Annotated in this window: 18 protein-coding genes; 12 read left to right on the top strand and 6 right to left on the bottom strand. The window is 68.0% G+C overall.

Going from position 1 to position 19233, the window contains the following annotated elements:
* Nucleotides 1–198: 198 nt before the first annotated feature.
* Nucleotides 199–1050, bottom strand: coding sequence for a pirin family protein (locus DFS13_RS18435; RefSeq protein WP_048985939.1), 852 nt, complete (start codon nucleotides 1048–1050; stop codon nucleotides 199–201).
* A 34-nt stretch (nucleotides 1051–1084) separates the two neighbouring features.
* On the bottom strand, nucleotides 1085–1690 hold the full coding sequence (locus DFS13_RS18440) for an FMN-dependent NADH-azoreductase (protein ID WP_048985938.1): 606 nt from the start codon (nucleotides 1688–1690) through the stop codon (nucleotides 1085–1087).
* Between the two features lie 118 nt (nucleotides 1691–1808).
* Between DFS13_RS18440 and DFS13_RS18445 the strand changes: the two genes are divergently transcribed.
* From DFS13_RS18445 to proP, 3 genes are all read left to right on the top strand, one after another.
* Entirely contained in the window at nucleotides 1809–2732 is a 924-nt protein-coding gene (locus DFS13_RS18445) for a LysR family transcriptional regulator (protein WP_048985937.1), read from the top strand.
* 231 nt (nucleotides 2733–2963) lie between these two features.
* Nucleotides 2964–3992, top strand: a complete 1029-nt coding sequence (locus tag DFS13_RS18450) for a DNA topoisomerase IB (RefSeq protein ID WP_109342262.1) — start codon at nucleotides 2964–2966, stop codon at nucleotides 3990–3992.
* A 273-nt stretch (nucleotides 3993–4265) separates the two neighbouring features.
* Complete coding sequence (gene proP, locus DFS13_RS18455) at nucleotides 4266–5735, top strand: glycine betaine/L-proline transporter ProP (protein WP_111441961.1); 1470 nt, start codon at nucleotides 4266–4268, stop codon at nucleotides 5733–5735.
* A gap of 55 nt (nucleotides 5736–5790) precedes the next feature.
* Here proP and DFS13_RS18460 read toward each other — a convergent pair whose 3' ends face one another.
* The 4 genes from DFS13_RS18460 to DFS13_RS18480 form a co-directional block, all read right to left on the bottom strand.
* On the bottom strand, nucleotides 5791–6615 hold the full coding sequence (locus DFS13_RS18460; RefSeq protein ID WP_060214139.1) for an alpha/beta fold hydrolase: 825 nt from the start codon (nucleotides 6613–6615) through the stop codon (nucleotides 5791–5793).
* A 149-nt stretch (nucleotides 6616–6764) separates the two neighbouring features.
* Entirely contained in the window at nucleotides 6765–7757 is a 993-nt protein-coding gene (locus DFS13_RS18465) for a LysR substrate-binding domain-containing protein (RefSeq protein WP_006482230.1), read from the bottom strand.
* Between the two features lie 619 nt (nucleotides 7758–8376).
* The gene (locus DFS13_RS18475; protein WP_111442029.1) at nucleotides 8377–9237 is read right to left on the bottom strand and encodes a diiron oxygenase; all 861 of its coding nucleotides are present in this window, start codon (nucleotides 9235–9237) and stop codon (nucleotides 8377–8379) included.
* 23 nt (nucleotides 9238–9260) lie between these two features.
* Nucleotides 9261–10208, bottom strand: coding sequence for a fatty acid desaturase (locus DFS13_RS18480; RefSeq protein WP_111441962.1), 948 nt, complete (start codon nucleotides 10206–10208; stop codon nucleotides 9261–9263).
* Between the two features lie 380 nt (nucleotides 10209–10588).
* Between DFS13_RS18480 and DFS13_RS18490 the strand changes: the two genes are divergently transcribed.
* The 9 genes from DFS13_RS18490 to DFS13_RS18530 are packed head-to-tail and all read left to right on the top strand — an operon-like array spanning nucleotide 10589 to nucleotide 19232.
* The gene (locus DFS13_RS18490; RefSeq protein ID WP_241308518.1) at nucleotides 10589–12352 is read left to right on the top strand and encodes a fatty acyl-AMP ligase; all 1764 of its coding nucleotides are present in this window, start codon (nucleotides 10589–10591) and stop codon (nucleotides 12350–12352) included.
* Nucleotides 12349–13059, top strand: coding sequence for an ABC transporter ATP-binding protein (locus DFS13_RS18495; protein WP_058903861.1), 711 nt, complete (start codon nucleotides 12349–12351; stop codon nucleotides 13057–13059). The genes DFS13_RS18490 and DFS13_RS18495 overlap by 4 nt, the downstream gene beginning before the upstream one ends.
* A complete protein-coding gene (locus DFS13_RS18500) occupies nucleotides 13031–14248 on the top strand; it encodes an ABC transporter permease (protein ID WP_048988606.1) in 1218 nt (405 codons plus the stop codon). The genes DFS13_RS18495 and DFS13_RS18500 overlap by 29 nt, the downstream gene beginning before the upstream one ends.
* On the top strand, nucleotides 14245–14988 hold the full coding sequence (locus DFS13_RS18505; RefSeq protein ID WP_006482245.1) for an outer membrane lipoprotein-sorting protein: 744 nt from the start codon (nucleotides 14245–14247) through the stop codon (nucleotides 14986–14988). Before DFS13_RS18500 ends, DFS13_RS18505 begins: the two co-directional genes overlap by 4 nt.
* Complete coding sequence (locus DFS13_RS18510; protein WP_111441964.1) at nucleotides 14978–16306, top strand: hypothetical protein; 1329 nt, start codon at nucleotides 14978–14980, stop codon at nucleotides 16304–16306. Before DFS13_RS18505 ends, DFS13_RS18510 begins: the two co-directional genes overlap by 11 nt.
* A 13-nt stretch (nucleotides 16307–16319) precedes the next feature.
* Entirely contained in the window at nucleotides 16320–17405 is a 1086-nt protein-coding gene (locus DFS13_RS18515; protein ID WP_111441965.1) for a hypothetical protein, read from the top strand.
* A gap of 58 nt (nucleotides 17406–17463) precedes the next feature.
* Nucleotides 17464–17718 (top strand): acyl carrier protein, encoded by a 255-nt coding sequence (locus DFS13_RS18520; protein ID WP_006481176.1) that lies wholly within the window; start codon nucleotides 17464–17466, stop codon nucleotides 17716–17718.
* 7 nt (nucleotides 17719–17725) lie between these two features.
* Nucleotides 17726–18601 carry a hypothetical protein gene (locus tag DFS13_RS18525; protein WP_109343076.1) on the top strand — a complete coding sequence of 292 codons (876 nt, stop codon included), beginning with the start codon at nucleotides 17726–17728 and terminating at the stop codon, nucleotides 18599–18601.
* Nucleotide 18602: 1 nt separating this feature from the next.
* Nucleotides 18603–19232, top strand: a complete 630-nt coding sequence (locus DFS13_RS18530; protein ID WP_006487268.1) for a hypothetical protein — start codon at nucleotides 18603–18605, stop codon at nucleotides 19230–19232.
* The last annotated feature ends 1 nt before the right edge of the window (nucleotide 19233 follow it).

The raw sequence follows: 19233 nt of genomic DNA on the forward strand, positions 1-19233 counted from the left end.
GGCGTGTTCGGCCGGCGCGGTATACAGGCCCCGCATCAGTCTAGAAACAAGTCCGATAACCTTCCAATGAAATATTGGATTGAGCCGATGTCGGAATCGGCATACGTATAAACACCTAAGCGCGACACCCCGCGGGCGCGGCGTCTCGGCACGCCGGCCGCCTTGAACGGAGGCCGGATATCGACGATGACGAAAGCATCAGCGCATCACGCCCCTGGCGCGCAGTTCACGGCCGATACGCCCGATTTCGCGCTCGCCTTCCACCAACGCGGCGGCGCTCGTGTGCACCGAGTAGGCGCCCAGATGAAGATCGTGCGGATGCGGAATCGCCGTACCGACCACGAAGCGCGCGTCGGTCACGGCCTCGAATTCGATCGGCGCGTCGGACGCGTCGAACACGACCAGCTCGCCCCGCCCAACCGGGTCCGGCGTGCGCAGGCGGCCGTCCATCACGGCGGTCCAGCCGACCCGGTGGCCCTGCGGCGGCCGGCAGGTCCAGCGCTCGCCCGCCGTCAACTGCACGACGACGTAGTTGATGCCCGGCGGCGCATCGACCGGGCTGACCGCGTCGCCGTGGCGGCCGAGCAGCACGCGGGCCGGCCCGTCCGTCGGGATGTCGTCGATCGACAGGTGCTGACTGAACGCCGGCGCCAGCTCGCGCCCCGGCGGCAACGCCACCCACAGCTGGAACGCCTTGACCGGCGGCACCATGGAACCCGTATGCCAGACGCCGCGCCCGGCGCTCATCCATTCGATGTCGCCGGCCCCCATCGGGCCTTCGTGGCCCGTCGATTCCACGTAGGTGCCGTGCCCGTCGATCATGAGCGTCAGCGTGGCGATGCCCGAATGCGGATGCCAGCCGAAGGCCGGCTTGCCGAGCGGCGCCCGCGTATCGATCAGGTCGAGGAACACGAACGGCTTGATCATCTCGCCGACGTCGGACGGGCTGACCATGCGGACGACCGGCCCGTGCGCGTGGCCGCGCGTGCGGAACACGACACGACGGCCGGCGACGGTGGTCGAGGGAACGGAATCGAGGGTATTCAACATCGGTTCTCCGGTGGCCGGTATCCGGCGTATTGCGTCAGGCCGCGAGGGCCGCTGCCGCTTCCTTCGCCGATGCAATCGCGCCCGTGCGCTTGTCCGCCCCCATCGCGACGCCTTCGGCACGAATGAACGTGATGTCGGTGATGCCGAGAAAACCGAACGCGTCTCTCAGATAGGTTTCCTGATGATCGAACGATGCGAACGGCGACCCGACGCTGTACACGCCACCACGTGACGACGCGATGACCAGCTTCTTGCCGCCGCACAGGCCGACCGGCCCGTTTTCGTCGTAGCGAAATGTCGTGCCGGCCACCGAGATGCGATCGACCCACGCCTTCAGTTGCGACGCGATGCCGAAGTTGTACATCGGCGCGCCGATGACAACGATGTCGGCCGCAAGGAATTCCTCAAGCGCGCGCTGGCCGATCTCGACGTCCGCCTTCAGCGCGTCGTCGACCGGCGCGCCTTGCGCGGCGGCAAGGTGTTCGGCGGCCAGATGGCCGAGCGGCGTGGCGGCGAGGTCGAGGCGCGTGACCGTGAGGCCGGGATCGCGGGCGCGGAAGCGGGCGACGATTTCCGCCGACAGTTCGCGGCTGACCGAGCCCTGGCCGAGGATGCTCGAATCGATGTGCAGCAGTTTCATGCAGATTCTCCTTGAGACGGATGGATTCGCCGGTAGCGTGAGACCAGTATGGAGATCGATTCAGCTTTACACTAGATGGATAAACAGGATTTGATTAATCCATTTCTGGAGCAATTCCATGCTCGATCTGAATGATCTCGCGCTGTTCGTCCAGGTCGTCCGCGCCGGCAGCTTTTCGGAGGCCGCACGACGCCTGCGCATGCCGGCCAATACGCTGAGCCGGCGCATCGACCAGTTCGAAGGGCACATCGGCACGCGCCTGCTGCATCGCTCGACCCGCAAGCTGGCGCCGAGCACCGAGGGCCTGGCTCTGTTCGAGCGCTACGCGCCGGCACTCGACCGGATCTTCGAGATCGAGCGGCAGCATGCGGACGGGCAGGAACCGGCCGGAACCGTGCGCGTGGCGGCGATGGCCGGCCTGTTCGAAGTGATCAAGCTGGAATGGCTGGCCGAGTTCTACGCGCGCTATCCGCGCATCAGCATCGACTTCCTGCTCGACGACACGCCGTCCGACCTGATCGCCGAGCGCATCGACCTCGCACTGCGCATCGGCATCGAGACCGGCGGCAGCTTCCGCGTGCGCCGGATCGCGCCGGGCACGATGATCCTCGCCGCCAGCCCCGCTTATCTCGAACGACGCGGCACGCCCCGCACGCCGCGCGAGCTGGCCGACCACGATTGCCTCACGGTGTCGAGCCGCCAGGGACGCAGCATGTGGCGCCTGCAGGGGCCGCGCGGCACGCAGGAGATTTCGATCGACAGCCGTTTCTCGGTCAACGACATGCGCGTGGTCATGCAGGCGTGCCTCGCCGGCCTCGGCATCGCGCTGGTGCCGCGGGTGCTCGCCGCGGCGGCGATCGACGAAGGCAAGCTGGCGCGCGTGCTGCCGGCCTACCAACGCTCCGGCGCCGGGCTCGGGCTGCAGCTCGTCTATACGAGCCGCCCGCCGCTGCCGCCCGCGGTGACGGCCGTCGCCGAGTTTCTGCTGGAGAAGCTCGACCAGGGGATGTCGAGGTGTCCCGAGCCCACGGCCGGCCGATGACGTTTCGTCGTCGCCGCGAACGGCATTTCCCGGCCGCTCTGCCGTCGCGTCGTACGGCCAGCCGGCGCACGATTCTTGCTCCCGTTCCGCAACGACCGCTCATGCCGTGCTGCAGGTCGCCGTCCGCGCCCATTACGAACAAGGGAGCAAACACATGACCGCCGCCCACGAGCACGGGTCGCCATCCGTCGCCATCGCCGTCTCCATCGCCGCCAACCGGCACACGCGCGCATGAAGCAGCCCGCTTCGAGCACGGCCGCGGCGCTGCGCCACGTCGACGACCGCCAGCCCGGCTACACGCGCCGCCGCCTGCGCAACGGCTTCGCGTATTACGCGCAAGACGGCACGCGGATTCGCGATGCCGCGGAAATCGCGCGCATCAACGCGCTCGCGATCCCGCCCGCGTACACCGACGTGTGGATCTGCGCGGACCCGCTCGGCCACCTGCAGGCGACGGGCCGCGACGCGCGCGGCCGCAAGCAGTATCGCTACCACCCGCAGTGGCGGGCGACCCGCGACGCGAACAAGTACGCACGAATGGCCGCGTTCGCGCGGGCGCTGCCGCGCATCCGCGCGCGCGTCACGCGCGACCTGGCGTTGCCGGGCATGCCGCGCGACAAGGTCGTCGCGACGATCGTCCGCTTGCTCGACACGACGCTCGCGCGGATCGGCAACGCGGAATACGCACGCGAAAACGGCTCGTACGGGCTGACGACGCTGCGCAAGCGCCATTTGAAGATCCAGCCCGGCCAGGTGCGGCTGCGCTTCACCGGCAAGAGCGGGATCGAACACGACGTGACGGTCGACGATGCGCGGGTCGCGCGGATCGTGCGGCGCTGCGCGGAACTGCCCGGTCACGAGCTGTTCCAGTATGTGGACGACGACGGCGTGCGCCATCCGGTCGGGTCGTCCGACGTAAACGACTACCTGCGCGAAGCCGGCGGCGCCGATTTCACCGCGAAGGATTACCGGACGTGGGCCGGCAGCGTGCACGCGCTCGGGTTGCTGCGGCGCGTGGAGCACCGCGGCGTCACGCATGCCCGCAAGCAGATCGTCGAAACCGTGCGCGCGGTGGCGGACCTGCTGCGCAACACGCCGGCCGTGTGCCGGCGCTGCTACATCCATCCGGTCGTGCTCGACGCGTTCGAGTCGGGCGCGCTCGCCACGCTGGCGGTCCGGCGCTCGCCGCGCGGCCTGCGCGCGGATGAAGCGGCGTTCGTCGCGTTGCTGGTGTCCGCGAGCCGGCGCGCGGCGAGATGACCGTCCACGCCGCGCCCCGCCCGCCGGGGTGCAATCCGGGCGACGTCCCCGCGTGTCGTTTACCACCGGTTTCCGGGCGCATGACCGATAGCCGCTCGCGCCCGTTTCTCTAAACTGGTTCGCACAATACACCTGCCCGGTGTCGTCCCGCTGCGCGCGTCACGCCACCGGCATCGAGGCATCCCCGAGACATCCGCCTTCGCAGTCCGCCGGCCCGCACGACCCCGCTGCATTCCCGCCGGCCGGTTGCCAAGGCCATTCCAGGAGAGTTCATTGAGCCCGTCGCAAGCGCACCCCGCGAAAGCCCGGTCTTCGCGCAAGTCCGTCAAGCTGGATGACATCACGATCGTCGACCCTGCCGTCCTCAAGCGCGCGGTCGGCGCGATGGCGTTCGGCAATGCGATGGAATGGTTCGACTTTGGCGTCTACAGCTATATCGCCGTCACGCTCGGCAAGGTGTTCTTCCCGTCCAGCAGCCCGTCCGCGCAGCTGCTCGCGACCTTCGGCACGTTCGCGGCCGCGTTCCTCGTGCGCCCGCTCGGCGGCATGGTGTTCGGCCCGCTCGGCGACCGCATCGGCCGCCAGCGCGTGCTCGCCGCGACGATGATCATGATGGCCGTCGGCACCTTCGCGATCGGCCTGATTCCGAGCTATGCGTCGATCGGCATCATGGCCCCGATCCTGTTGCTCGTCGCCCGCCTCGTGCAGGGCTTCTCGACGGGCGGCGAATACGGCGGCGCGGCAACCTTCATCGCCGAGTTCGCGACCGACAAGCGTCGCGGCTTCATGGGCAGCTTCCTCGAATTCGGCACGCTGATCGGCTATACGCTCGGCGCGGCCACGGTCGCGCTGCTGACGGCCACGCTGTCGCAGGACGCGCTGCTGTCGTGGGGCTGGCGCGTACCGTTCTTCATCGCCGGTCCGCTCGGCCTCGTCGGCCTCTACGTGCGGCTCAAGCTCGAGGAAACGCCGGCGTTCAAGAAGGAGGCGGAAGCACGCGAAGCGGACGAACGCGCGCGGCCGAAGCAGCGCTTCGCGACGCTGCTCGTCGAACAGTGGAAGCCGCTGCTGCAATGCGTCGGTCTCGTGCTGATCTTCAACGTGACCGACTACATGGCGCTGTCGTACCTGCCGAGCTACCTGTCGGCGACGCTGCACGTTCGCGAATCGCACGGGCTCTTCATGGTGCTGCTCGTGATGGTGCTGATGATGCCGATGACGCTGTACGCCGGGCACCTGTCGGACAAGGTCGGCCGCAAGCCGGTGATGATGGCCGGCTGCGTGGGCCTGCTCGCGCTGTCGGTGCCGGCGCTGATGCTGATCCGCACCGGCGGCATGCTGCCGATCTTCGGCGGGATGCTGATCTACGGCGTCCTGCTGTCGACGTTCACGGGCGTGATGCCGTCCGCGCTGCCCGCGCTGTTCCCGACGCGGATCCGCTACGGCGCGCTCGCGATCGGCTTCAACGTGTCGGTGTCGCTGTTCGGCGGCACGACGCCGCTCGTCACCGCGTGGCTGGTCGATCGCACCGGCGACCTGATGATGCCCGCGTACTACCTGATGGGCGCGTCGTTCATCGGCATCGTGTCGGTGCTTGCGCTGCGCGAGACCGCGCGCCAGCCGCTGCCCGGCTCCGGGCCGTGCGTGGCGAGCCACGCGGAAGCGTTGAGCCTCGTGCGCGGTAGCGCCGACGAAACGCGTGTGCGCGGCCGGAGGTTCACACCGGTCAGCGAGCGCGCGTAACGCAGGTCGATGCGACGCCGCGCGGCCTGCGCGCGTGTCGCCGGTCGCGCGGTCGTCAGTTCGCGTGCAGCGGCTGCGCGTCGAACCAGTCGAGCAGCGTGCGCGTGACGAACGCGGGATTTTCCAGGTTCGAAATATGGCCGGCGTCCGGCACCAGCGCATGCGCGCAGCCGATCACGCTCGCCATCTTCACGGTTTCCGACGGCGGGCGCGCCATGTCGCCCGCGCCGCACATCAGCAGCGTGCGTTCCGCGTCGAGTTCGGCCAGTGCGGGCAGCGTGTCGGGCCGGCCGAAGATCAGCCGACCGAGCGGCGCGATCGATTGCCGCAACCGGTCGGCGGGCAGGTTCGCCAACGCATCGCGAAACGCGGTCGGCACCGGATCTTCCAGATTCACGTCCGGCCGGAAGAACAGCGGCACGATCGCGTCGAGCAGCGGCGGCGCGATGCGGCCCGCGGCCTCGATCGCATCGAGCATTCCGAAGTAGCGGGCGCGCGTCGCGTCCGGCTCGGCGTCGAGCGACGCGTCCATGATCACCAGCGAGCGCACGCGCTGCGGCTCGCGCAACGCGAGCCGTGCGCCCCACATGCCGCCGACGCTGAGGCCGACGACCGCGCACTGTTCGATTTCCAGCGCGTCGAGCAGCGCGCTCGCCTGCGTGGCGAGATCGTCGAGCGTGTGCGTGCCGTCCGGCAGCGCGCCCGATGCGCCATGCCCCCAGAGGTCCGGCACGATCACGCGATACCGGCGCGACAGTGCGTCGATCTGCGGCGCCCACATCGTGGCATCCCACAGATAGCTGTGCCCGAGCAGCACCGGAAACCCGGCGCCGTGATCGAGGTAATGCAGGGTACTGCCTTGAATGCCGTGTGCGGGCATGCTGTCTCCGGGAGGTCAGGACTCGGCGGTGGCCCGGAACCGGGCGTCGCCGGTCGGTGGCGTTCCGTGACGAACGCGAAGCGGCGCATCATCGCACAGGTTGCAGGTATTGCGCATGACGCCGCGCACAACGCATTCGCCGGGCCGCGCTATCCGACGCGATACATCGGCAGCACGTTGCTGCCTGCCGTGTCCTGCTCCGGCGCGAGCGCGGGGCACGCCTGATCGAGCAGCCAGTTGGTCAGCACCGCGATATCGAATTCGTTGCACGCATCGGGGTTCTGCACGAGCACGTAGCTGCCCGACGCAACGGTGCAATGCGGGAACAGCTCGACGAGCCGCCCCTGCTTCAGCAGCCCGTCGACCAGCGGCCGCCTGCCGATCGCGATGCCGTGCCCGTCGACCGCGGCCTGGACCAGCTGATCGTACTGGCTGAAGTGCAGCGCGCCGGCCGGCCGCAGCCGCGGCACGCCGAGCTCCTTCAGCAAATGGCTCCACCCGTGCCACGGCCATTCGCCGCGCGGGTCATCGAGATGCAGCAGCACGTGCTTGTCGAGATCGGCCGGCTTCATCGATGCGGCGTCGCCCATCGCCGTCAACAGGCTCGGGCTGCACACCGCCACGACACGCTCGCGAAACAACACGTCCGTATCGTCGGTCGACGTATACGGGCCGGCATAACGCACCGCCAGGTGCAAACGTTTGCGTTTAAGATCTTCAATTTCGCTCGTTGCCGACACGCGCACGTCGATGTCCGGATAGCTGGCGCGGAACGAACCGAGGCGCGGAATCAGCCACAGCGCGGCGAACGAAACGGTGGTCGACAACGAAATGGCGCGCTGGCCGACGCTCGACGACAGCTTGCCGACCACCGATTCCAGATCGGACAACGCGAACGAGATCGCGTCGTACAACTCGCGCCCCTTGTCGGTCAGCGTGAGCGAACGAATGTGCCGATGAAACAGCTCGATCCGGAGCTGCTCTTCGAGCGCCTTGACCTGCCGACTCACGGCCGATTGCGTGACGTTGAGCTCCTGCCCCGCACGCGTGAAGCTCAAATGGCGCGCCGCGCATTCGAAGCCTCTCAGGAAATCCAGCGAAGGCAGACTTCTCAATCGCTTTGCCAATCTCACATTAGCCATACCGCCGCCTCAAAGTTGCACCCATCGACAGACAAGTTGCCGTTCGTCTCCCTGGATCGTCTCTCCTATTTGGATTCGGAAACGATTTTATATTGAAGCATGGATGCATATCATTCTTATTTTCAATCGTGACACTTGTATTTATCTATCAATTTTCATCGCATCGATACGCTTACACAAACATTATCAAGTAGTGATTTTGTAAATTAATATGCGAACGAATCGAGCGTACCAAAAGGGTTGATAAATTGGCGTAAAAACAGGCGATTGCCGACAAAATTCGACGTCATCGCATCCATATCGACGTCATGACAGAGAAATCATCCGATGCCTACAAATCGATTTCAATCAGCCGACTTTTCATTTTATTTTCCGGATTGCGAAAACAAACAGTCTGCAACATACATACAAAATGCCATTCAAATCCGGAATTTAGCGTTTATTAAAATATACTAAACGGATGAAATCCGGTATTTTCATGCCGCCTCGTGAAACTGACGAGCCGATTATGTCCGGAAATGCATAATCCGCCGGCCGGCAGCGCCGGTCGGTGTGCATTCGATGCGCATGTCGGGCGGAATTCGGGCCGCGCCGCGCGACGACCGTCAAGATGAATCCGCTACGGACCGTCCGCCGCGCCATTCACGCGCGCGGTCACTTCGCGGCGATAGCGGTTCAATTCCTGCGCGGTCGCGAACGTGCGCTCGAACAGGATCGACAGGTTGTGCAGGATCCGCTCGACGACCTTCTTCTCCCACTCGCCGTCGAACCGGATCTGCTCGTCGAGCCAGCGCTCGAGCCATTCCGGATCCGGCAGACGCGACTGCACGGTGTCGCGCGGGAACAGCGCCTGGTTCACGTGCAGGTTGGTCGGGTGCAGCGGCTTCTCGGTGCGGCGCGCCGACGCCATCAGCACGCCGATCTTCGCGAATGCGGCACGGGCGACGTCGCCGCAGTTGTTCAACGCCTTCTTCATGTAGCGCAGGTACGCGCCGCCATGACGCGCTTCGTCGCGCGAAATCGTTTCGTAGATCTGCTTGATGACGGGCTCGGTGTGCCAGTCGGCCGCGCAGCGGTACCAGTGGTTCAGGCGGATCTCGCCGCAGAAGTGCAGCATCAGCGTCTCGAGCGGCGGCGCCGGATCGAACTGGAAGCGCACCGCGTGCAGTTCCTCTTCGGTCGGCACCATCTCGGGCTTGAAGCGGCGCAGGTATTCCATCAGCACCAGCGAATGCTTCTGCTCCTCGAAGAACCACACGCTCATGAACGCGGAAAAGTCGCTGTCGTGCTGGTTGTCGCGCAGGAACATTTCCGTCGCGGGCAGCGCCGACCATTCGGTGATCGCGTTCATCTTGATCGTCTTCGCCTGCTCGTCGGTGAGCAGCGAAGCGTCGAACTTGTCCCACGGAATGTCCTTCTCCATGTCCCAGCGGACCGCTTCGAGCGACCTGAACAATTCCGGATAGAGCATCGTCGTCACCGTCGTCGCAACGCGTGGCGCGGTCATGCCGATTGGGTCGAGGCCGGCGTGGCCGCCTCGGCATCGGGCTCGCGATCGTCCCGGTCGTCGTCCACCGCACGCGGCGACAGCCGGCCGCGCAGCAACGCAGAGTAGAACTGCCGATACGTGCGGTGGTAATAGCGGATGCGCGGCGCGATCGCGCCATGCAGGTCGTGCAGCCGCTCGATCGGCAGGTTCGGCATCATGTGATGCTCGACGTGATAGTTGTTGCCGTTCGTGAACCACGTCATGAACGCGTTGCTCTCGATCGTCCGCGTGTTGCGGAACGGGTCGGTGCTCGTCAGGTCGCAGCGGTAGTGTTCGGGCATCTCGACCAGCGCATGCACGGGCGCCGCGACCGATACGAGCGGCACGACCCACACCCAGACGACGAACCACGTGTGCAACGCGAACGACAGCGCGGCCAGCAGCGCGATCGCGGCGGCCATCAGTAGGTAGTCGCGGCGGATCGCGCGCGACACGAGCGCATTGTCGCCGAAGCGCGCGCCCGGCACGACGAGCTTCGCGACGTTCTTCGCGAACTGGATATAGTGCGCGGCCATCGACAGCCGCCACATCCACAGCCCGACGTTGACGACGGGGCGTGCGCCGTACTGGTCGCCGTAATCGAAGAACTCCTTGTTCTCCGGTGTGCCGAGCAGCCGGTGATGCCGCAGGTGGCTGTCCTGGTACGCATGAAACGACACGAGCATCGGCATGCCGAGCAGCACGCCGAACACCATGTTCAGCCGCTTGCTGCGGAACCCCTGGTAATGCAGCGCCTGATGCTGCAGCTCGACGCCGTGCGCGTACATCGCGCCGATCAGCAGGATGCCGACGATCTTCAGGATCACGAGCGTCGACAGCGCGAACATCATCCCGTGCGCGATGAGCGCGACGTAGACCGCCAGCTTCAGCGAGAAGACCACGCCGCTCGGGCGGCTCTTCATGTCCGCAACCGGTTTCGGGCGGGCGACAAGCGATGAGGTGACGGACAAGACGCTCTCCTTGAGCCGGACTGCCCCGGCACGATGACGCGGCGACGCTGGCGCGCTGCCGGGTTGCAATTCTTCTGTGAGTCGATGTTTCGGACAAACGAATTTTCCGAACGCATTGCATGACGCCTGCGCATGAGCGCACCACATCGTGAACTAGACGACCGGTCGAATGAGACCGACCAGTCACCTCGTGGATGCGCGCTGCTCATGCATAGCCTGCATAGATTCCGTTTGTCGCCGCCGATCGATCCGGCAAGAATCCTCCTCACTCGACGAACGGCGCCGCCGGCACCGTGGCGCGAGCGGCCGTGTTCCTCAAGGGGAGAATCCTCGTGACGAAGTGCGCTTCCACCATTCACCGTCTGATCGAATCGCTCGAGGACGTCGCGGGCGCCATGCATCGCATGACGTTCGTCGACGACGCGGGCCACGAAGCGGGCATCACGTACCGGCACTTCGCGGAAGCGGTGTTTCGCCAGGCCGGCGCGCTGCGCGAGCTCGGGGTGCGCGAGAACGACCTGGTGATGCTTGCGCTGCCGGCGTCGGTCGAGCATGCGGTCGCGATGATGGCGTGCGTGATGACGGGCGCGCTGCCGTGCACCGTGCCCGTTCCCGCGCGGCGTGCCACGGCCGGGCGGCAGGTGGCGGACGTCGCGTGCGAGCTGTACCGGCCGCGCCTCGTCATCGCCGCCGACGCGCAGGCCGCGGCCTGGCGCGACGACGCGTTTCCCGCGGCCGCCACGCGCGTCGTCGATCTCGCGACGCTGTCGAGCGCGGCGGATGCCGGCGCGCGCGCGCTGATCAGTTCGAAGAGCGGCCGCGATCCGCATCATGTGCAGCTCACGTCGGGTTCGACGTCGTATCCGAAAGCCGCGGTGCTCAGTCACGAGAACGTGATCGCGAACGTGCTCGGCATCGGCGGATCGGTGCGCTTCGACATCGCGGCCGGCGACGGCACCGCGTCGTGGCTGCCGCTCTATCACGACATGGGGCTGCTCACGCTGCTGTCGAACCTGCATTACCGCGCGCCGTTGCTGATGATGCAGCCGAACAGCTTCATCCGGAATCCGCTCGGCTGGCTCAAGCGCATCGCGTCGGCGCGCGCGACGACGACGTCGGTGCCGACCTTCGCGCTGCGCTACTGCGTGCGCCGCTTCAATGCCGCCGCGATGGATGGCGTCGACCTGTCCGCGTGCCGCAACATCTTCATCGGCGGCGAACGCGTCGACGACGCGACGCTGCGCGATTTCGCCGCGACGTTCGCGCCGTACGGCCTCGCGGCGTCGGCGCTGCAACCGTGCTACGGGATGGCCGAATCGACGCTCGCGGTATCGATGCATCGTGCTTGGCACGAAGGCGCGGTCGATGGCGCGCCGTACGTGATCGCCGATACGCTCGACCGGCGCGCGCTGATCGAGCGCCGCGACGCGCAGCCGGCCGCCGCGAACGATGGCCAGGACACGGAGACCGAAACGGTGCTCGCGATGGGCACGCCGATCGACGGGATGGCGTTCCGCATCCTCGACGACGGCGACCACGCGCTGGCCAATCGCGCGGTCGGCGAAGTCGCGATCCGCGGCACGTCGGTGATGCTCGGCTACCTGAACCCCGACGACGGCACGATCGCCGCGCCGCTGACGGCCGACGGCTGGTTCCGCACCGGCGACATCGGCTACGTCGCGGACGGCCAGTTGCATATCCTCGGCCGCAAGAAGGAAGTCATCATCATTCGCGGCAGCAACTATTTCCCGCACGAGATCGAGGAAGCGTTGGCCTCGCACTGCGCGCTGCGCAAGAGCACCTGCATCGCGTTCGGCCTGCCCGATCCCGAAACCGGCACCGAGCGGCTGGTCGTCGCGATCGAGGCGCGGCCGGTCGACGCGACGCCGCAAACGCGCACCGAGTGCCAGCAACTGCTCACGTCGCGCATCGGCTTCGCCGCGCAGGATCTGTGTTTCGTCGAGCCCGGCTCGCTGCCGCGCACGACGAGCGGCAAGCTGCAGCGCCTGAAGTGCCGCGATCTCTATGCGAACGGCGCACTGCCCGTGATCGCCGCGCCGGTTGCCGCCGAAGCCGGCCAGGGAGCGTTCGCATGACGGCCGTCCCGCTCGACTCCGTGCTCGAACTGCGCGACGTCACCCGCGTGTACGAAGGCGCGGGCCGCGTCGTCGCGGTGCGCGGCGCGACGATCTCGATCGGCCGGCGCGACGTCGTCGCGCTCGTCGGACCGTCGGGCAGCGGCAAGAGCACGCTGCTCAACCTCGCCGGTTTTCTCGACGTGCCGAGCAGCGGCGAACGCTGGCTCGAAGGCCGCCGGATCGACGACGCGCCGGACACGCTCGAACGGATTCGCCGCGAGCGCATCGGCTTCGTGTTCCAGCAATTCAACCTGATTCCGGTGATGTCGGCGCTCGAGAACGTCGAGCTCGGCTGCTTCGCGTGGGGCACGCCGCGCACGCGGCGCGAACGCGCCCGCGCGATGCTCGACGCGGTGGGCCTCGCCGCGCGCGAACGGCACCGCCCCGGCGAGCTGTCCGGCGGCGAGCAACAGCGCGTCGCGCTGGCCCGCGCGCTCGCCAAGGAGCCGGCCATCGTGATCGCGGACGAGCCGACCGCGAGCCTCGACAGCGCCAACGCGCGGGCGGTCGCCGAGCTGATCCTCGACACCCAGCGCACGCTGGGCACCGCCTTTCTGATTGCGTCGCACGACGATCGTCTGTGCGCGCACCTGCCGCGCCGCATCGAAATGCGCGACGGCGTACCGGGAGTGAATCGTGAACTGGTCGACGTTTGCGTGGCGTAACCTCTGGCGCAACCGGCGCCGCACCGTGCTGACGATGGCGATGATCGGCGTCGCCGCGTTCGCGTCGAGCCTCGCGCTCGGCTACGTGATCGCGACGTTCGACGCGGTGCGCGAAGGCTCGATCGACAGCGGCGTCGGCCACGTGCAGGTGCTGCATCACGGCTATCTCGACCTGATCGGCGAACGGCCGCTGCAGTACGGGCTGAGCGCCGACGAACAGGCTGCCGCCACGCAGGCGATTGCAAAGCTGCCCGGCGTCGCGACGACCGCGCGCGGCATCGACTTCGACGGACTCGTGTCGAACGGCGATCTCAGTTACGGGTTCGTCGGCGAAGGGATCGAGCCGAACCGCGAACCGCCCGGCTTCTTCGACTATCACACGGTGCTGTCGGGCCGCTACCTGTCGCCGACGAACGCCGGCACCGAAGTCGTCGTCGGCGCCGAACTCGCGCGCAAGCTCGGCGTGCACGTCGGCTCGGTCGTGCAGCTGATGGCGTCGACCGCGCACGGCGGGATCAACGCGACCGACGCGCAGATCGTCGGTGTGATGAGCACCGGCAACAAGGACGTCGACGAGCGGATCGTCAACGTGACGTTCGCGGCCGCGCAGGCGCTGCTGCGCACCGACCGCGCGTCGCGCATCGCGGTGTTCCTCAAGGACACCGCCGGCACGCCGGCCGCCGCCGCGACGCTGCGCGCCGCGCTGCCGACGCTCGACGTGCGGACCTGGGACCAGCTGGTGTCGCTCTATCACCAGGTCGTCGCGCTGTACAAGAACCAGTTCTCGGTATTCGGCGCGATCCTCTGCGTGACGATCCTGCTGTCGATGAGCAACTGGATCCTGATGAGCATCGTCGAGCGCCGCCGCGAGATCGCGACGCTGCGCGCGCTCGGCGTGCCGGCCGCGACGGTGCGCGGCGTGCTGATCCAGGAAACCGCGCTGCTCGGCCTGCTCGGCGCGGCCGCCGGCATCGCGCTCGCGCTGCTGACGATGGTCGCGCTCAATCACGCGCAGATCCACCTGCCCGCGCCGCCCGGCCGCGTGAAACCGATCCTGCTCGAATTCACCGTGTCGCCCGTCGCCGTGGCTGCCGTCGAAGCCGCGTTCGTCGTGCTCGGCGTGGCCGCGGCGCTGCTCGCGACGCTCGGGCTCGCGAAACGCAACATCCTCGAAGGACTCGCCCCATGAATCGCATTCGTCTCACGTTCGCCGCGTTCGTCGCGTGCGTGCCGCTCGCCGCCCACGCGGCCGACGCGCCGCCGGCGCAGACCATGCTCGCCCGTGCCGACGCTTACCGCAGCACGGCCGCCGATACGCAGACCAACATCGAGATCACCAACGAAGTCGGCGGACAATCCGGCGACGCGACGCGCTATCTCGTCTACACGCGCGGCAACGGCGACACGCTCGCGCTGACGCGCAGCGGCGAGAACGACGGCCAGAAATACCTCGCGACGACGCGCGGGCACTGGTTCTACGTGCCGAACACGCGCAGCGCGGTGCGCATCAACGGAATGCAGCGGCTGCAGGGCGAAGTCGTGATCAGCGACATCACGCGCACGCACTGGGCCGACAGCTATCGCGCGACGGTCGCGCCCGGCACGACGCCGATCGCCGGCAAGCCGGCCACCGAGCTCGATCTGACCGCGACCGATCCCGACAACGTGTACCCGACGATCAAGCTGTGGGTCACGCCCGATACCGACGTGCCGCTGCGCGCGCAGTTCTTCCTCGCGAGCGGCCTGCTGTTTCGCAGTGCGGATTTCTCCGCGCCGGTCGACGCGAACGGCCGCAAGGTGATCCGCAAGATCACGTATCGCAACGAGGTCGAGAAGCAGCGCGCGAGCGTCGTCGACATCCTCGACGGCCAGCCGCGCAAGATTCCGTCGGGCTGGTTCAATCCCGACACGCTCGCCGATGGCCAGTGAGTACGACGCCGATGCCGACGCTCATCGTGACCGCCGCCGTTCATCGCCCGAGCGCGCCCGTCGCGGCTGGCCCGGTGTGGCGCTCGCCATCCCGCTCGCGCTCGGCTGCACGCTCGCGCACGGAGAATCGCTGATGGACCAGCTCGGCACGCTCAACGGGATCGGCTACGCGCGCTCCGTCGACAGCATGGACGGCCACGCGCTGCTCGGCCGCCTGATCGGCGATTCGCCGCGCAACCAGCAGGAAGCCGGGCTGCTCGCGCGCATCGACGGCGAGAACCTGTTCGTGAATGCGCGCGTGGTCGCCAGCAACCATTCGCTCGGCGCGCAGGCGAGCCGCTTCAACGAAGCCGGCGTGCGCTACGCGTTCGACAACGGCATCACGCTCACGGCCGGCAAGCGGATCGATACGCTCGACACGTCGCAGGCGTTCTTCCCGCTCGGCTTCTTCCAGAAACGGGCCGCGACGGCCGACATCTACGATCGCTACGGCGACGTCGAAGGCACACCGCTCGTCGAAGCGAAATGGGCCGGCGAGCAGACCACGCTGCAGTTCATCGCCGGCGAGAACCGCACGCTGCGCAACGACGTCGACAACCGCGACGTCGAAGGCGCGACGCAGCTGGTGCGCGGCGCGTACAACTGGTCGGGCGGCTCCGCCGCGCTGCTCGCCGGCCGTCACGCGGGCCGCGGCGGCGCGGGCGCGACGCTGTCGTTCGACGTCGCGCGCTCGAACACCGTCTATGCGAGCGCGTGGCTCGAACGCGGCACGACGCGGCCGCTGCCCGCCTTCATCGCGAACGGCACGCCGCTCGATTCGGCGGCCGCGTACGACGCCGTCGATCGCCGCAACGATCGCCAATACATGTGGCGCAGCGCGCTCGGCATGCAGAGCGCGCTGCCCGGCAACCTGTCGCTGATCGTCGAGTGGTCGCACGACGAAGCGCGTTACGACGCGAGCCAGTGGCGCCGGATGGTCGGCGCGGTGCAGGCGAACAACGCGCTGCTGCCCGTCGCGCCCGGCGCCGCGCTGGCCGGCCTCGGCGGCACGGCCAGCTTCGTGAGCGTCGACGGCAGCCTGCGCGACTACCTGTTCGCGCGGCTCGGCAAGAAGGTTGGCCGCATCGAGTATTCGTTGCGCGGCGTCTATTCGCCGCAGGACAAGGGCCTGCTCGCGATCGCGCAGGTCGTCGCCGACGTGAACACACGCGTGAGCGTCGATGTCGCGCTCACCCACGCCTTCTCCGACAGCCAGTCCGAGTACCGGATGGTCGGTCTCGGCACCCGCATCGACGCCGCCGTGCGCGTGCGTTTCTGACAGGAACCCTGCCATGTCCACGCTTTCCGCCCCCGCCCCGCTCGCACCGTCGCTGCTCTTGCGCGTGGCCGATCAGGCCGCGTATCCGGTGCTGCGCCACCTCGACGCGATCGGCACGCCGCCACGCGCGGCCGCCCGGCTCGTCGAGGCCGCCGCCGTGCGGCTGCTCGACAGCGAGATGGTGATCGCGCTGCGCTCCACGGCACCGGACGTGCTGCCCGACGCATCCGCGTCGACCCCGCTGCGGCACGACGAAGCGCCGCTCACCGAAGCGCTGCTCGGACAGATCGGCCGCGAAGGGTTTCATCACCTGTTCAAGCCGTTCATGCGCGCGTTCATCCGCATCATGTTCGGGCTGTTCTTCTCGGACGACCAGAACCGCCGTGCCTGCGAGTGCATCGACGCCGGCCACAACTTCGCGTTCCTGATGAGCGACGGCGGCGGCCCGACGCTCGCCGCGTGGCGCACCGTCGTGCGCAGCGACGACCACGGCCTCGCGCTGACCGTCGACAAGGTGTGGGGCATCGAGGCGCATCGCGACTGCATGGCCGTCGTCGCCGCGCGCCTGCCCGGCGTGATGTTCCCGGCCGCCTATCTCGTATGGCCCGACGAATACCGGAAGCTGACCCGCACGACCTGCGGCGCGCCGTTCCTCGCGGGCAACCTGCAGCTCGCGAACGTCGGCGGCCAGGTACGCGTCGCCGCCGAGGACCGCCTGCGGATCGGCGGCCCCACCGTGTTCAACAAATACCTGACCGTCGTGCGGCCGTACTTCGTCCGCGCGCTGATGGCGCACGTCGGCTGGCTCGAACGGACCGGCCGCGTCGAGCTCGACGCCGATGCGCGCGCCGTGCACCGCTTCATCGCGGACGCCGCGCGCAGCCAGACCGACGACGCGCACTACAGCTTCGGCAAGGTGCAGCGTGTGCTCGCGATCAAGCTGCTGTCGAACGAGTTCCTGACCGCGCTCGTGCGCGACGGCAAGGTGCCGCTGTTCGACGACCAGCGCGACCTGCTGGCGTTTTCGAAGATGGAAGGCAGTTCGTACCGTTGTTATCACGAGCTTCGCAAGAGCCTGCGCTGCGAAGCCGGCAGTTGATCCACGCGACAGGCCGATCGATCCCGATCCAATCCACTCAACTTCAGGAGCTCCCCTCATGACGACCCAGAACGTTCCGGCCGACGCGCTCGACATCCTGTCCCGCGAAGTCGCGAAGATCCTCAATGTCGAAACCGTCGACACCGACGCCGGCATCGGCGAACTCGGCATCGATTCGCTGAACATCGTCGAGCTGATCGTGTTCTGCGAACAGCTTTACGGCTCGATCGATCCGGAAGCGCTGAACATCACGCAGTACACGACGCTGCAGCAGCTCGACGCGCAACTGCGCAGCCAGCAGCACGCGGCCTGATCCGACCATGCTCGCGCCCCTTGCCCCCGTGGCGGCCGCCGCCGTCCAGCCGGCCCCGGCGACCGCGCTGACCGTGCAGGCGCTCGCGTACCGGCGCGTCGCGCCGTCGCGCGACGGCGCGGCCGTGCCGCTCGACGACACGGCCCGCGCGATCGGCACGCTCGCGTGCGCCGAACGCGAGCGGCTGTGCGGTGCGATCGGCGCGGACGACTACGTGGTCAGCTCGACGATCCTGTCGATGCTGCTGATGAACGATTCGCCGCAGCATCGCGTGTTCGCGCAGGCCCTTGCCGGCGCGAACGACTACACGCCCGACTGGATGACCTGCTCGTACGAATGCGCGGGCTGGGGCTACGTGCTGCGCCGCACGCTCGCGACCGCGGCGGAAACCGGGCCGCGCACGCTGCTGCTGCAGATCGTCGACCTCGACGTGCACGGCTACACGTACTGGCACGGCAACCCCGCCTGGGGGCGCTCGGGCTTCGGCGTCTGCACGCTGCTCGTCGACGTCGGCCGCGAACCGGCGCAGTCGGTCATTGCGGACGCCGCGCCGCCGGCCAGCGCGGTCGTGCGGCTCGGCCGCGACATCCGCACGTTCTGCGCGGCGCGCCCCGGCCTGCACGCGGCGCTGCCGTTCTTTCCGGCCACGTCGCGCCGCGCGCTGCTCGCGTCGGTCGGCAAGACGCCGCTGCTGCCGGACGGCCACGGCGTATTCGGCCATGCGTTCGGCAGCGACCCGTGGCTGTCGGTGCTGCTCGCGCACCGCGACGGCGATACGCCGCGCCGCGCGGCCGTCTGCTCGCTCGCGCTGAACGGCTATTACGCGATCGCGGACGTCGCGTTCGCGCCGGACGTGACGTTTTCTCTCGACGGCGAGGCGTGACATGGTGCGACCCGTTCACTTCACGTACCGGATCGAGCGCGACGCGCGGCAGCCTGTGGCGGTCGCGGCCAGCGCGTACCGGATGCCGCTCGACACGCCAGCCGATTACGCACGCGCCGCGCTCGCGGAAGCGGCCGGCGATGCGTACGACGCGGGCAATACGTACGACGTGGCCGGCGGCGAGCGCCGCGTGCTGCTCGATCACGTGCAGTATTTCGCGTTCCTCGCGGAAATCACCGCGCGGATTCGCGACGCCGTGCATCCGGACGCACGCCTGTTCATCGAAGTGTGCGCACCGTATTTCGGCGCGCTGCCGGCCGAACTGCTCGCGCCGCACGTGCTGCTCGGCGTGCACCTGTACGACGAAGCATTGCGCGACGCATCGCGCGGCGCGCCGGTCGTGTGGATCGGCGACCGCATCCTGCGCGACGCGGAGTTCGCCGGCGACAACCGCGTGTGCTGCGCGATCTGGCCCGCGCGGCTCGCCGACGCGTTCGACGCGCAACTGCGCGGCGCGTGGCCGTCGTTCGCGATCCGCGTCGAGCCGCACCCGGGCGCGTCGCGCGCCGCCGCCCCGTTCACCGATTCCGCCCATCATTCCGGCGCCGCCGCGCGGCCGGGGAGACCCTGAC

The organism is Burkholderia sp. 28_3 (assembly GCF_003253915.1).
In the GTDB taxonomy this organism is placed as follows: Bacteria; Pseudomonadota; Gammaproteobacteria; order Burkholderiales; family Burkholderiaceae; genus Burkholderia; species Burkholderia cenocepacia.